Annotated in this window: 15 protein-coding genes and 1 tRNA gene; 10 read left to right on the top strand and 6 right to left on the bottom strand. The window is 64.7% G+C overall.

Annotated features, from left to right (window positions below):
• Complete coding sequence (locus IT549_RS02250; RefSeq protein ID WP_292969653.1) at positions 1–687, top strand: lysophospholipid acyltransferase family protein; 687 nt, start codon at positions 1–3, stop codon at positions 685–687.
• A complete protein-coding gene (locus IT549_RS02245) occupies positions 684–1940 on the top strand; it encodes a divalent metal cation transporter (protein WP_292969651.1) in 1257 nt (418 codons plus the stop codon). Before IT549_RS02250 ends, IT549_RS02245 begins: the two co-directional genes overlap by 4 nt.
• Here IT549_RS02245 and IT549_RS02240 read toward each other — a convergent pair.
• The gene (locus IT549_RS02240) at positions 1937–2848 is read right to left on the bottom strand and encodes a prephenate/arogenate dehydrogenase family protein (RefSeq protein ID WP_292969650.1); all 912 of its coding nucleotides are present in this window, start codon (positions 2846–2848) and stop codon (positions 1937–1939) included. The two genes, IT549_RS02245 and IT549_RS02240, sit on opposite strands and share 4 nt — an antisense overlap.
• Entirely contained in the window at positions 2848–3942 is a 1095-nt protein-coding gene (locus tag IT549_RS02235; RefSeq protein WP_292969649.1) for a histidinol-phosphate transaminase, read from the bottom strand. Before IT549_RS02235 ends, IT549_RS02240 begins: the two co-directional genes overlap by 1 nt.
• 67 nt (positions 3943–4009) lie before the next feature.
• Between IT549_RS02235 and IT549_RS02230 the strand changes: the two genes are divergently transcribed.
• Positions 4010–5119, top strand: a complete 1110-nt coding sequence (locus IT549_RS02230; RefSeq protein WP_292969648.1) for a homoserine O-acetyltransferase — start codon at positions 4010–4012, stop codon at positions 5117–5119.
• Positions 5116–5706: a methionine biosynthesis protein MetW gene (gene metW / locus IT549_RS02225; protein ID WP_292969647.1), complete on the top strand. Its 591-nt coding sequence runs from the start codon at positions 5116–5118 to the stop codon at positions 5704–5706. Before IT549_RS02230 ends, metW begins: the two co-directional genes overlap by 4 nt.
• Here metW and fdhD read toward each other — a convergent pair.
• A complete protein-coding gene (gene fdhD / locus IT549_RS02220) occupies positions 5698–6471 on the bottom strand; it encodes a formate dehydrogenase accessory sulfurtransferase FdhD (RefSeq protein ID WP_292969645.1) in 774 nt (257 codons plus the stop codon). The two genes, metW and fdhD, sit on opposite strands and share 9 nt — an antisense overlap.
• Complete coding sequence (locus tag IT549_RS02215) at positions 6468–6845, bottom strand: VOC family protein (RefSeq protein WP_292969643.1); 378 nt, start codon at positions 6843–6845, stop codon at positions 6468–6470. Before IT549_RS02215 ends, fdhD begins: the two co-directional genes overlap by 4 nt.
• 106 nt (positions 6846–6951) lie before the next feature.
• On the opposite strand from IT549_RS02215, the gene IT549_RS02210 reads away from it, so the two are divergent.
• From IT549_RS02210 to IT549_RS02185, 6 genes are all read left to right on the top strand, one after another.
• Positions 6952–7347, top strand: a complete 396-nt coding sequence (locus tag IT549_RS02210; RefSeq protein ID WP_292969642.1) for a hypothetical protein — start codon at positions 6952–6954, stop codon at positions 7345–7347.
• A gap of 138 nt (positions 7348–7485) precedes the next feature.
• Entirely contained in the window at positions 7486–8274 is a 789-nt protein-coding gene (locus tag IT549_RS02205; RefSeq protein WP_292969641.1) for a ParA family protein, read from the top strand.
• An 89-nt stretch (positions 8275–8363) separates the two neighbouring features.
• Positions 8364–8798, top strand: a complete 435-nt coding sequence (locus IT549_RS02200; protein WP_292969639.1) for a hypothetical protein — start codon at positions 8364–8366, stop codon at positions 8796–8798.
• Between the two features lie 39 nt (positions 8799–8837).
• Positions 8838–9707, top strand: coding sequence for a hypothetical protein (locus tag IT549_RS02195; protein WP_292969638.1), 870 nt, complete (start codon positions 8838–8840; stop codon positions 9705–9707).
• Positions 9708–9788: 81 nt separating this feature from the next.
• On the top strand, positions 9789–10460 hold the full coding sequence (locus tag IT549_RS02190) for a glutathione S-transferase family protein (RefSeq protein WP_292969637.1): 672 nt from the start codon (positions 9789–9791) through the stop codon (positions 10458–10460).
• Positions 10461–10578: 118 nt separating this feature from the next.
• Positions 10579–10665, top strand: a tRNA-Leu gene (locus IT549_RS02185).
• A gap of 128 nt (positions 10666–10793) precedes the next feature.
• Here the strand turns inward: IT549_RS02185 and IT549_RS02180 are convergent.
• Both IT549_RS02180 and IT549_RS02175 read right to left on the bottom strand, forming a co-directional pair.
• A complete protein-coding gene (locus IT549_RS02180) occupies positions 10794–11582 on the bottom strand; it encodes an enoyl-CoA hydratase (RefSeq protein WP_292969636.1) in 789 nt (262 codons plus the stop codon).
• Positions 11579–13612, bottom strand: a complete 2034-nt coding sequence (locus IT549_RS02175; protein WP_292969635.1) for an NADPH-dependent 2,4-dienoyl-CoA reductase — start codon at positions 13610–13612, stop codon at positions 11579–11581. The genes IT549_RS02180 and IT549_RS02175 overlap by 4 nt, the downstream gene beginning before the upstream one ends.
• Positions 13613–13754: the final 142 nt, after the last annotated feature.

Here is a 13754-nt window from a genome sequence, read left to right as displayed (position 1 = left end):
ATGCGGCTGCTGCGCAACCTGGCCTTTTATGCGGCCTTCTATATCGGCAGCGTCTTCGTGGTGCTGGCCTGCGTTGCGACGCTGCTGCTTGCTTCGCGCCAGACCTTTGTGAAGGCGGTCCATTCGTGGTCGCTCTATCACCGCTGGTGCATGCGCAACCTGCTGGGGATCCGGATCAGGGTTGAAGGTAGGCTGCCCGAAGGACCCGTCTTCGTGGCGATGAAGCATGAGAGCTTTTTCGAGGCGATCGACATCCCGCAGGTGGTGCCGTTCCCCGGGGTCTTCGCCAAGGCGGAGCTGATGCGGATCCCGCTGTGGGGCATGGTCGGCGATCGTTATGGCCTGGTCGAGGTTCAGCGCGATCAGGGCGCCAAGGCCTTGCGGCACATGATGGCTGCAGCCAAGCGGATTACCGGGGAGGGGCGCTCGCTGATGATCTTCCCCGAAGGCACCCGCGTGCCGCACGGCACCTGTCCGCCGCTGCAATCGGGCTTTGCCGGGATCTACAAGCTGCTGGGGCTGCCGGTGGTGCCGATCTCGGTCGATGCCGGGCCGCTCTACCATCATTGGCTCAAGCGATCGGGCACGATCACCTACCGGATCCATGATCCGCTGCCACCCGGCCTGCCAAGGGGCGAGGTCGAGGAACGGGTGCACGCCGCGATCAACGCCCAGAACCCGGTGTGAGCGGCAAGCAGCCTCGCCGGTCACCGCTTGAGGTGCTGGGGCCCGGGCTGGTGACGGGCGCGGCCGACGATGATCCCTCGGGCATCGGGACCTACAGCCAGGTCGGCGCGCAGTTCGGCTTTACTTTGGGCTGGACGATGTTCTTCGGCTACCCGCTGCTCGCCTCGATCCAGGCGATCTGTGCGCGGATCGGCGCGACCACCGGCAAGGGGATCGCCCAGAACCTGCGCCAGCACTATCCGCCGTGGTTGCTCAGGGTGGTGGTGGTGATGCTGCTGGTCGCGAACGTGATCAACCTGGGGGCGGATCTGGGTGCGATGGGGGCGGTGCTGGCCCTGGTTGTTCCGGGCCCTGTGCTGGCTTTTACCATCGCCTTTGGGGTGCTTTCAGTGCTGCTTGAGGTGTTCTTGAGTTACGCTCGATATGAGCGGATCCTCAAGTGGACCACTTTGTCGCTGTTCGCCTATATCGGGGTGGTTTTCGTGGCCGATGTGCCCTGGAAAACCGCCATTTTGGACATCCTGATCCCGCAGTTCACCTTTGACCGCGAACATGCCATGGCGCTGGTCGCGATCTTCGGCACCACGATCAGCCCCTACCTGTTTTTCTGGCAGGCAGGACAGGAAGTCGAAGAACAACATCGCCGCCATATCAAGCCCTTGCACGTCTCGCCGCGCCGCGCCGGCGCGGAACTGCGGCGAATTCGCACCGACACTCTGGTCGGCATGGGCTTTTCCCACCTCACCGCACTGTTCATCATCATCGCCACAGCTGCCACGCTCCACGCCAACGGGGTGACCAATATCGAAAGCGCCGCCCAGGCGGCCGAGGCACTGCGCCCGATTGCGGGTGATTTCGCCTTTGCGCTGTTCGCTTTGGGGATCATCGGCACCGGCCTGCTGGCGGTCCCGATCCTGGCAGGGAGTGCGGCCTACGCGGTGAGCGAGACCTTTGGCTGGACCGAGGGACTCGACCGCAAACCGCGCGAAGCCAAGGCGTTTTACGGCGCGATCGCCGCTGCAACGCTGGCTGGAATCGCGCTCAACCTCGTCCAGATCGATCCGATGAAAGCGCTCTACTGGGCCGCCGTGGTCAATGGCCTGCTTGCCCCGCCGCTGATGGTGGTGACGATGCTGATCGCCAAGAACCGGAAAATCATGGGAGAATTTGCAATCTCAAGCAGACTTGAGATTGGTGGCTGGATTTCGACTGCGGTGATGTGGCTGGTCGCAGGGGTATTCCTGCTGTCCTAGCCCTGGTGATCGCTGCGGCCAAAGTCCGGCCGCGCGTCGTCCTGGCCCAGTTCGATGATCGAACGCCGGATCGCGCGGGTGCGGGTGAAATGATCGAACAACTGTTCGCCATCGCCGACCCGGATTGCGCGCTGCAGCGCGGTCAGGTCTTCGGTGAAGCGCTGCAGCATTTCCAGCACCGCGTCCTTGTTCGACAGGAACACGTCGCGCCACATGGTCGGATCGCTCGCGGCAATCCGGGTAAAATCGCGGAAACCGCCGGCGGAATACTTGATGACTTCGCTTTCGGTCACCCCTTCAAGGTCGGATGCGGTGCCGACGATGGTATAGGCAATCAGGTGTGGCAGGTGGCTGGTTACCGCCAACACCAGATCGTGGTGGGCCGCATCCATCACCTCGACCCTGGCCCCCAGCGCTTCCCAGAAGGCAGATAGTGCTGCGACCTTTTCCGGGTCAGCCCCCTCGGGCGGGGTGATGATGCACCAGCGCTGCTGGAACAGGCTGGCAAAGCCCGCATCCGGCCCGCTGCGCTCGGTCCCGGCAACCGGGTGCGCGGGGATCACCGCATGGCCGGGTAGCGCTTCGGCCAGGGCCTTGGCGACGCTTTCCTTCGACGAGCCGACATCGCTGATCACCACACCTGAAGGCAGGTGCGGAGCGATCTCGCGTGCTGCCGCGCCCATCGCGCCGACCGGCACGCAAAGGATCACCAACTGGGCATTGCGCACGGTTTCGGCGGGATCGTCGCAGACCCGGCTCACCAGCCCGCGCTCTGCAGCGCGTAGGCGCGCGGCGGGATCGGCGTCGTAGCCGGTGGTGATAGCACCGGGCAGGAATTCCTTGACGGCCAGCCCGATCGAGCCGCCAAGCAGGCCAAGGCCGATGATCGCAACCCGTTCGAAGCCCATCACGCAGTCTCCGCCAGTTCGCGCAGGATCCGGGCAACCGCGTCCATATCGTCCTGCGTGCCGATCGTGATCCGCACCCCGCGATCTAAGCCCGGCACAGAAAACCAGCGGGTCATGTATCCGGCGCTGGCCAGCCCGTCATAGGCGGCCCTGCCGGTCAGCTTGCCTTCGAAGAGCACCAGCACGAAGTTGGCCTCGCTCGGCACCGTGCGCAGGCCATGGTTGCCCAACGCCTCGACCTGTTCGACGAAACGCGCGCGCACCGCGGCATTGTGCCCGCGCGACTGTTCGACAAACGCCTGGTCCTCCAGCGCGGCCAAGGCCATGGCCTGGGCCTCGTTCGAGACATTGAAGGCGCCGCGCAGGCGGTTGAGCACCTCGATTAACTCGGTGCTGCCGGTGCCCCAGCCAACCCGTTCGCCTGCCAGGCCGTAGGCCTTGGAGAAGGTCCGGGTGGCGAGCACGTTGGGGGCAGTGGCGGCCAGCGCCATCGATCCGTCATCGTCCGCCGGATCGACATATTCGACATAGGCCAGGTCGATCACCAGCAGCACGTCGGCCGGCAGACCGGCATGGAGCCGCGCGATCTCGCTCTTCGGCAAATAGGTGCCGGTCGGATTGTTGGGATTGGCGACCAGCACCACCCTGGTCCGCTCGGTGACGGCGGCCAGCAGTGCATCGACATCGGTGCCGTAGTCCCGGGCCGGAGCCTCGACCGGAACGGCACCGGCGCGGCGCGCGACAATGTCATAGAGCGAAAAGGCGAACTCAGAGAACAGCACTTCGTCGCCCGGCCCGGCGTAGGCACTGGCGGCGAGGTACAGCAGCTCGCCCGATCCCGCCCCCATGATGATCCGAGCCGGATCGATCCCGTGCAACTTGCCCAGTGCGGCGCGCAGCGCAGTGCTGTCACCATCGGGATAGCGTGAGGGATGGACCGCGCTGGCCCGCGCGTCGAGCGCCTGCGGACTGCAGCCCAGCGGGTTCTCGTTGGCGGACAGCTTGACCGTGGGCATACCATCACCACCGGACTTGCCGGGGACATAGGCGTGAATTCCTGCGATCCACGGCTTGGGGGTGGGCTTGCTGGCCATTGCGGGCCTGCCCTTAGCAGGCCTTTCGCCGATTGACAGCCCGCTTGTAGTCCCCCAATCGCGGCCCATGGCCAAACCGGCGATCACCACAGCCAGCCAGGTGCTGGAACTGTCCGCTCCGCTGCCGCTCGACGGTGGGCAGAGCCTGTCGGGTGTACGGGTGGCCTATGAGACCTATGGTACGCTCAACGCCGACAAGTCGAACGCGCTGGTGATCTTCCATGCGCTGACCGGCGATCAATGCGTCGCCAGCCCGCACCCGATCACCGGCAAGCCTGGCTGGTGGATCCGGATGGTCGGACCGGGCCTGCCGATCGACACCGACCGGTTCTTCGTGATCTGCGCCAATGTGCTGGGCGGCTGCTATGGTTCGACCGGCCCGGCCAGCAGCGACGGCGATGGCCGGCCCTATGCCATGCGTTTTCCGGTGATCACGATCCGCGACATGGTCCGCGCGCAGGTGGCGGTGCTCGATGCGCTGGGGATCGAGCAATTGCATGCCGTGGTCGGCGGATCGATGGGCGGAATGCAGGCGCTGAGCTTTGCCGCCAACTGGCCCGAACGGACCCGTGCCGTGCTGGTGATCGCCAGCACCGCGCGCCATTCCGCGCAGAACATCGCCTTCCACGAAGTTGGCCGCCAGGCAATCATGGCCGATCCGAAGTGGCAGGGCGGCGACTATTACCCATCGGGCAAGGGCCCCGAAAACGGGCTGGCCGTCGCGCGGATGGCGGCGCACATCACGTACCTGTCCGAAGAGGGCATGCACGAGAAATTCGGTCGCAAGTTGCAGGACCGGACCGAAAAGACCTTCGGCTTCGACGCCGATTTCCAGGTCGAGAGCTACCTGCGCCATCAGGGATTGAGTTTTACCGACCGGTTCGATGCCAACAGTTACCTCTACATCACCCGCGCGATGGACTATTTCGACCTCGCCGAAGAACACGGCGGGCGGCTTGCCGATGCGTTCCGTGCCAGCAAGGCGCGGTTCTGCCTGGTGAGCTTCGATACCGACTGGCTCTATCCGACCAGTGAAAGCCGCACGATCGCTCACGCGCTCAACGCCGCGGGTGCACCGGTCAGCTTCGTCGAACTCTCTGCGCCGTTCGGCCACGACAGTTTCCTGCTCGATGTTCCCGCGCTTGACCGGGTGATCCAGGGGTTCCTCTCGCAATGACCGCGCTGCGTCCCGACCTGGCGATTATCGCCGAAAACGTCGCGGCCGGTTCTCGCGTGCTCGATGTCGGCTGCGGCGACGGTGCGCTGATGGCGGTGCTGCGCGATGGGCGGCAGGTTGATGCGCGGGGGATGGAACTCGATCCGCACGGGGTTGCGGAATGCGTCGCCAAAGGCCTGTCGGTGATGCAGGGCGATGCCGATACCGACCTGGCCGATTATCCCGACGCGGCGTTTGACTATGCGATCCTCAGCCAGACGCTGCAGACCACCAAGCGTCCCGACATGGTGCTCGACGAATTGCTGCGGGTCGGGCGCAAGGCCTTTGTCTCGTTCCCCAATTTCGCGCACTGGAAAGTCCGCGCCAGTCTGCTGTGGAACGGGCGGATGCCGGTGACGCGCTTGCTGCCGATCGCCTGGTATGAAACCCCCAATATCCATCACGTCACGGTGCGCGATTTCCGGCTGCTGGTGGCCGACAAGGGCTACCGCGTTGAAGGCGAATGGTTCCTCTCGGGTGACAAGCGGATCGGCCCTGCTGCTGCCGCCTGGCGCGCCGAACACGCGGTGTTCCTGCTGTCACGCTGAGGCGTCGTTCACCAGCAAGGCGCTGTCATCGCGCGCCAGTGCCCACAGACTGAGTCCTGCCGTTCGGGCGCGATCCACTGCAAGCGAGGTGGGCAGCGAAACGCAGACCAGCGTTGTCGCTCCGGCGCGCACCGCTTTTTCGACGATTTCATAGCTGCAACGCGCGGTCGACAGCACGAAGCCGGGTGACAGCGGCCGATCGGCCCGGGCCATGGCACCAACCAGCTTGTCGAGTGCATTGTGCCGTCCCACGTCTTCGCGCAGCAGGCCGATTGCGCCGGCCTCACTGGCCCAGGCTGCGGCATGGGCCGCACCGGTCTGGTGGGTGAGGTGTTGCAGGGGGCGCATCGCGCCAAGCGCCGCAAATACCGCTGTAGGCTCGATCGCCGCATGCGGAGCGACTGTCGGCAGCGCGCGGGCCACTTCGGCCAGGTTGTCGATCCCGCACAGGCCGCAGCTCGATTCCGCGACGCGGCTGCGGACCCGTTCGGTCAGCTTGTCGATCCCCAGGCCCGAAAGGTGCGCGCGCACGATCCAGCCGTTCTCGACCTCGGCCACGGCAATGTGGGAAATGTCAGCAGGTGCGGCTGCCAGCCCTTCGTTCAGGGCAAAGCCGGTGGCGAAATCCTCCAGATCGGAGGGGCTGGCCATCATCACGGCATAGGACAGACCGTTGAATTCCAGCGCCACCGGTGCCTCGGGCACCCACGCGCGCGTGATTGCGCGGCGGGTGCCGTCCGGCTTTACTTCAAAGGTCTCGCTCACATCCGCTTGAGCGCGCAGAGCTTGTTCCCGTCGGGATCGCGCAGGTAGGCGAGGTAGAGCGCGCCCATCCCGCCTTCGCGAACGCCCGGCGGATCTTCGATCGCAGTGCCGCCATTGGCGACGCCGGCCGCGTGCCAGGCATCGGCCTGTTCAGGGCTGTCCATCGCAAAGCCGATCGTGCAACCATTGCCGGCAGAGGCCGGCTGGCCATCGATCGGAGCAGTGACCAGGAAAATCCCGCCATTGTGCATGTAGATCAGACGACCCTTGTCATCCTGGATCGCTTCGTTGCCGCCGATCGCCTTGAATGTGGCGTCATAGAAGGCTTTCGATTTGGCCAGGTCGTTCGACCCGACCATGTTGTGACTGTACATGCCGCTCTCTCCATCAGTTGCGATTCGCTACGTGTATCGCCTGGTCGCGTCGGGTCAATCGTGCGCGGTAGTTGCGGTTCAGCTCCGCGACCTTAAAAGGCAGCTCATGCGCAAAAGCTCGATATGCCTGTTCGCCCTGGCCGTCGCTGCCAGCCCCGCCGCCGTGCTGGCCGATGAAGCACAGAGCGACGATCTCGACACGCGGGTTCGCTGCGCGGCGGTCTTTTCGGTGCTGGCGCGCGATCAGCTTACGAAGCAACCGGGGGCCGATGCCTATCCTTCAATGGAGGGGCCAGGCAGGGCGTTTTTCGTTGCAACCGGGCAGCGACTGTTCGCAGAGCGTAAATTGGATGAGCCCGCCATGCGCGCAATGTTCAAGGTCCAGGTCAGCGAATTTCAGCGCGAAATTATCGAAGCGAAGGATCCGAAGGCTCATTTTGATGCCGCCTTCAAGGCTTGCCGTCACTATCTGGCTGATCCTTCGGCCAGCCAGGTCAAATAATCTTCCACCGACCCTCTCGAGATATGACCCGAGACTGGTTCAATTCTGGACTGGGGGTAGCGCAATTGCCCTGATTGCGAATCGGATGGATTGCTGCATTCTGAACCCAACTTCGAAAAGGGGTCTGGGGTCGCGCACATGGCGGTTGTCGCCATTTACAGCATGAAGGGCGGTGTCGGCAAAACCACCTTGGCAGTGGATCTTGCCTGGCGGTTTGCCGCGCTTGGCGGGCGCAATACCCTGTTGTGGGACCTTGACCCGCAAGGCGGGGCGGGGTTCCTGTTGGGGCGCGAACCGGTACCGGGCGGGCGGGCCGCAGCAATCTTCCAACGCGAAGGCAAGCCACGCCAGCTGATCGAGCCAACCGCCTACAAACGCCTCTCGCTGTTGCCGTCGGACGAAAGCCTGCGCCATTTGCCAGGACAGCTGGCCCGGCTTGGCCAGCGCAAGCGGCTGGCTCAGATGGCGACTTTGCTCGGGCGTGAACATGAACGGATCGTGCTTGATTGCCCGGCCGGGCTGAACGAAGTGTCGGACCAGGTGATCGCGGCAGCGGATCTGCTGATTGTACCGCTGCCCCCCAGTCCGCTTTCTGCTCGTGCACTGGATATGCTGCGAAGCGAACTGGCCAGACACCACCATCGCCATCCACCGTTGTTGCCGGTGCTTTCGCTCTATAACGGGCGGAGGCCGTTGCACCGTGCCGTGCGGCAAGGCCAGGCTGCAAGCTGGCCGATTGTGCCTCATGCGACCCAACTGGAACAGGTGGCGGTCCAACGCGCACCGCTTGGGACCTTTGCGCCGCTCAGCGATGCCGCGCGCGCACTTCAGCGTTTGTACAGCGGCATCGAAGCCAAGCTGGCCGAGCGCGTCCCCGCACCGCGCGCGGGCGCGATTTTGTTCGGCCGTCAGACAGCCACGGCTTAGCGCAGGCTGCACGCCCTGTTCAGCCGCGCGCAAGCGCGGGCGCTCTATTGCCCCATGCGCACCCGCTTTCGGGTTGGAGGGTTGATTCGATGTCCAAGCGTTTCGTCTCTGCGGCCCTGACGCCGCTCGTTGCACTCGCGCTGGTGCCGGCTCCGGCCATGGCCCGCGAGCAATCGCATGAAGGCGCGGAGATGGCGCGCCAGCTGGAAGATCCCCGCAACCAGCAGGCTGTCGCCAATGCCATGGGCGCCATGTTCGGGATGATGCTCAACATGAAGGCCGCACCGCTGGCCAAGGCAATGGAGGCGATGGGCGAGTCGGATGCTGCGCGGCGCATTCCGCGCGGCGCTACGCTGGGCGATCTGGCTGGCCCCGAAGCGCGGCAGATGCCCCGCGAAATCAAGCGCCGGGTTCCCGGCATGATGACGGCGATGGCATCGATGACCGGCATGCTCGATGAAATGATGCCCCAGCTTGAAGCGATCAGCGAACAGATGGAACGCGATTTCCGCCGGCTCGACTGACACTGGCCATCGCGGCAGTTTCGGATTAGGCGCTCTGGCATGTCCAGGGCGCCTTTTCGTCAAGCGATCATTGATATCGGTTCCAATTCGGTCCGGCTGGTCGTGTTCGGCCCGGATCGCGAGGTGCTGTACAACGACAAGGTCCTGGCCGGGCTGGGCCGAGGTGTCGTGGCTACCGGTCGAATCGACCGTGAGGCGCGCGCTTTGGCACTCGCTACGCTCAAGCGCTTCGCAGCGCTGGTCGCCCTGATCAAGCCCCAACATTTGCGTGTCGTTGCCACTGCGGCTGTGCGCGAGGCCGCTAACGGTCGTGAGTTCCTCAAGGCGGTCAGTGCATTGGGCCTGCCAGCCGAGCTGCTTTCGGGCGAGAATGAGGCGCGCGCCTCGGCTCGGGGGGTGCTGGCGCATTTCCCCAAGGCGCAAGGGATCGTTGCCGATCTGGGCGGCGGCAGTCTCGAACTGGCCAGGGTTGCGGGCGGCGCGGTGCACGAATGCGTCTCGTTCCCGCTGGGCGTGATGCGGGTCGCGGCGATCCGCGCCGAAGGTCGCGGGCGTTTGCGCAAGGCGGTGAAGAAGTTGCTCGCCCCGCTCGACTGGATCCCGCCGGCCCAGGGTCAGGAACTCTATCTGGTTGGCGGTTCGTGGCGGTGCCTGGCCAAGATCGAGGCCAGGCTGGGCAAGCATGATCCGGCTGCCGCCTTCGCGCCTGAAGAGGCGCGGCGGCTCAAAACCTATACCCGCCGGATGGGACCGGAGCGGCTGGCTGCACTGCCCGGGATCGACGCTGCGCGCGCCGCACAGCTCGAACATGCCGCGGCCCTGCTGGTGGCGCTGGTCGGCGAACTGCAGCCCGCCAGTCTCAGCGTGACCCGTGCGGGGCTGCGTGAAGGTCTGCTGGCTAACCGCTGAGCACAGTTTTCCACCTGATTAATTTCCCGCCCGGTCTTGCAGCGGGTTGAACCCCGATTCGCGCTGCGTCATGGCGGTGTCATGTGGCAGCTCTACCAGTTTCCCCTGTGCCCCTTCAGCCGCAAGGTTCGCCTGCTGATGAGCGAAAAGGGCGTGCCCTATGAATTGTGGCGCGAAAACCCGTGGGAAGCCCGCGACGAATTCCTGGCACTCAATCCAGCCGGGCGCACCCCGGTGCTGCACGATCCGTCCAAGGGGCTGACCCTGGTCGATAGCCGCGCGATCTGCGAATATTTCGAGGAAACGGTCGACAAGCAGCCGTTGATCAACGGCACCGCGGCCAACCGCGCGGAAATCCGCCGGCTGGTCGCGCTGTTCGATGAGAACTTTTTCGGCGATGTCACCGCGCCGCTGCTGCACGAACGGATGAAGAAGCGGCTGGTCTGGCGGATGTCGCCTGACAGCCGCGTGCTGCGCGAAGCAATGAAGCTGGCGCACGAGCATCTCTATTACATCGATCATCTGGTCGATCACCGCCAGTGGCTGGCCGGCGCAACGATGAGCCTGGCCGACCTCGCCGCCGCCGCCCAGATCTCGGTTGCGGATTACCTTGGCGGGCTCGACTGGTCAGGGCACGAACAGGCTGCGGCCTGGTATGCCGTGTTCAAGAGCCGCCCCAGCTTCCGTCCGCTGCTGGCCGAGCGCATGGAAGTAATCCAGCCGCCCAGCCACTACGCCGATCTCAACGCCTGAGCGGGCTGGCAGCAACAATCTGCGCCCCAATGCTCAAGAGGGCGTTGACACCCCCGCATCGCCCGGCTAGTGGCGCGCTCCTACCCCGGCAGCAGGCGACATGGCCCGCTGCCTCCGTGCCCAGATGGCGGAATTGGTAGACGCACCGTCTTCAGGTGGCGGCGCTGGAAACGGCGTGGAGGTTCGAGTCCTCTTCTGGGCACCATACTTCAACTTTATCGTTTGGTTTCTGAGCGATAAAGTTGTGCGTGTGTTGCTTTGGCGCTTTTCCTGGTTTGTTGCGGTGGCCTTGATTGGGGGCGTTTCGCGTTTTCCCTCCCCAGACTTGATGCTCTAGCGCGTCTGGTTCGGTGGGCGTTTCTCGATGAAGGCGTCTATTCCCTCACAGGCGTCGGGCTCCAGCATGTTCTGGGCCATGACCTCTCCGGCGCAGGTATAGGCTTCGCTCAGGTCCATCGGCAGCTGTCTGTAGAACAAGGCCTTTCCGTGGCGGATTGCGGCCATGCTTTTGGCGGTGATCTGGGCGGTCAGCCGGCCCACTGCGGCGTCAAGGTCGCTGTCGGCGACGGCCTCGTTGATCAGACCCCATTCGGCGGCGGTGGGGGCATCGATGAACCGGCCTGTCACCAGCATATCGAACGCCCGCTTGGCCAGGACGTTGCGCGACAGGGCGACAGCTGGGGTTGAGCAGAACAGTCCCAGATTGATGCCCGAAACCGCGAACCGGGCCGACTGCGCGGCAATCGCCAGATCGCAGCTTGCCACCAGCTGGCAACCCGCGGCGGTCGCGGTGCCGTGAACGCGCGCGATGACCGGCACCGGAAGGGTCCGGATTGCTTCCATGACCTTGCTGCAGCGCGCGAACAGGGCGCGATGATCGTCAATCCCGGCTTGTTGCCGCATTTCACGCAGATCGTGCCCCGCGCAGAAGGCCTTGCCTGCGCCGGCAAGGACCACGCAGCGGACGGTTGCATCCGCGCGAAGTGCGTCCAGCTCGCCCTGCAGCGCCTCCAGCAACGCATTTGACAAGGCGTTGTATTGCTGCGGCCGGTTCATTTCGAGGGTTACAACCCCGTCCCGATCGTGCCTGAGGAGCGGCGGCGAAGCGTGGTCGCTGCTCATGCCGCCGCCGCCAGTTCGGTCGCCTGCTGGATCGCACGCTTGGCGTCGAGTTCGCTGGCTTCAAAGGCGCCGCCGATCAGTTGGGCCTTGATTCCTTCGGCGAGCAGCGCGTCATAAAGGCTGCGTTCGCTTTCCTGCCCGGCGCACAGGATCACCGTATCGACATCGAGCAGCTGGGGTTCGCCGCCGATCGTGCAGTGCAGGCCCTGATCGTCGATGCTGTGGTATTCGACCCCCGAAACCATCTTCACGCCGCGGCGCTGCAAGGTCAGGCGGTGGGTCCAGCCGGTGGTGCGGCCCAGGCCCTGGCCGACCGGGGTGGCCTTGCGCTGCAACAGCGTAACCTCGCGGCCGTTGCTGGCAACCTGCGGTTCGATCCCGGTCACGCCGCCGCGCGGGTGGTTCCTGAAATCGATCCCCCATTCCTTCGCGAAGGTATCCACATCGAGCGAGGCGCTGATCCCGGCGTGGGTGATCAGTTCGGCCACATCGAACCCGATCCCGCCCGCACCCATGATCGCAACCTTCTGCCCCACTTCGGCCCGGCCAGCGATCACATCAATGTAGCGGACCACCTTGGGATGACCGATCCCTTCGATCGCCGGCGTGCGCGGATTGATCCCGGTCGCGACCACGACCTCGTCAAAACCGGCTTGCTTGAGCAAGGCTACATCGACCCGCGTTCCCAACCGCAGAGTCACCCCGCGCAGCTGGATCATCCGGGCAAAATAGCGCAGCGTTTCGTGGAATTCCTCCTTGCCGGGAATCCGCTTGGCAAGGTTGAACTGTCCGCCGATTTCCTGGGCCGCGTCGTACAGTGTCACCCGGTGGCCGCGTTCGGCTGCGATCGTGGCGTAGGCCAGCCCGGCTGGCCCGGCGCCGACCACGGCGATGGTCTTCGCCGTGGCGGCGGGCGTGATTGCAATGTCCACCTCGCGGCAGGCGCGGGCGTTGACCAGGCAGCTGGTCAGCTTGCCGGTGAAGGTGTGGTCAAGGCAGGCCTGGTTGCAGGCGATGCAGGTGTTGATCTCGTCCTCGCGGCCTTCGAAGGCCTTGTTGACCAGATCGGCATCGGCCAGCATCGGCCGGGCCATCGAAACCAGATCGGCGTGGCCTTGCGCCAGCACCTCTTCGGCCACATCGGGCATGTTGATCCGGTTGCTGGTGATCAGCGGGATGGTCAGCTCCTTGCGCAGCCGCCCGGTGACCTGGGCAAAGGCCGCCCGCGGGACCATGGTGGCGATCGTCGGGACGAAACTTTCGTGCCAGCAGAAATGCGTGGAGATCACGTCCACCCCTTCGGCCTCGAGCGCCTTGGCGAGGCTGACCACCTCATCCCAGGCAAGCCCGCCCTGCAGCATGTCCATCGCCGAGATACGGAACACGAAGATGAAGTCCGGACCAACGGCCGCACGGACCCGGCGCACCACTTCGACCGGAAAACGCATCCGGCTTTCCCACGATCCGCCCCACTGGTCGCTGCGCTGATTGGTCTTTTCGACCAGGAAGGTCGAAATCAGATAGCCCGCCGAACCGATGATCTCGACCCCGTCATAGCCGGCCTGCCTGGCCAGCCGCGCGCAATTGGCAAAGGCGGCAATCTGCTCCTCGATCCCTTCTTCGGTCAGTTCGTTGGGCGCGAACCGTCCGATCCGGGATTTGACCGGCGATGGCGCAACGCAATCGGGCGTCCCGGCCAGTGGCCCGGTGTGCAGGATCTGCATCACGATCTTCACGTCGGGCGCGGCGGCATGAACCGCGTCGGTCACCTGCCTGTGCATTGCCGCGTCTTCGTCGTTCAGCAGCTTGGCGCCATGCCCGGCGGTGGGGTGTGGGCCGATCCCGCCGGTTATGATCATCCCTACGCCGCCCCGGGCGCGATCGACGAAATAGGCCGACAGCCGCTCGGCCGCATCGGGCAGGTCTTCCAGGCCCGTATGCATTGATCCCATCAGGATCCGGTTCTTGAGCGTGGTCCCGGCCACCTTGAGCGGAGAGAATACGTGCGGGTACTTGGCATGCGCGGTCATCGGATCGGTTCCTGGATCAGCGGCGAGAGAATCCTGCGAGAACAGGACGCGCCGCAATTAGATGACGCCAGGCCTCAGGATGGCAAGGATATCTTGCACCCAGCTGGTTGCGCATGCGCTGGCTGCCGGCGACGAGCCGGCA

Source organism: Novosphingobium sp., from assembly GCF_020852455.1.
Classification (GTDB): domain Bacteria; phylum Pseudomonadota; class Alphaproteobacteria; order Sphingomonadales; family Sphingomonadaceae; genus Novosphingobium.
Note: the sequence above shows the minus strand (reverse complement) of the source record. Positions and strands in the feature narration are given on the sequence as shown.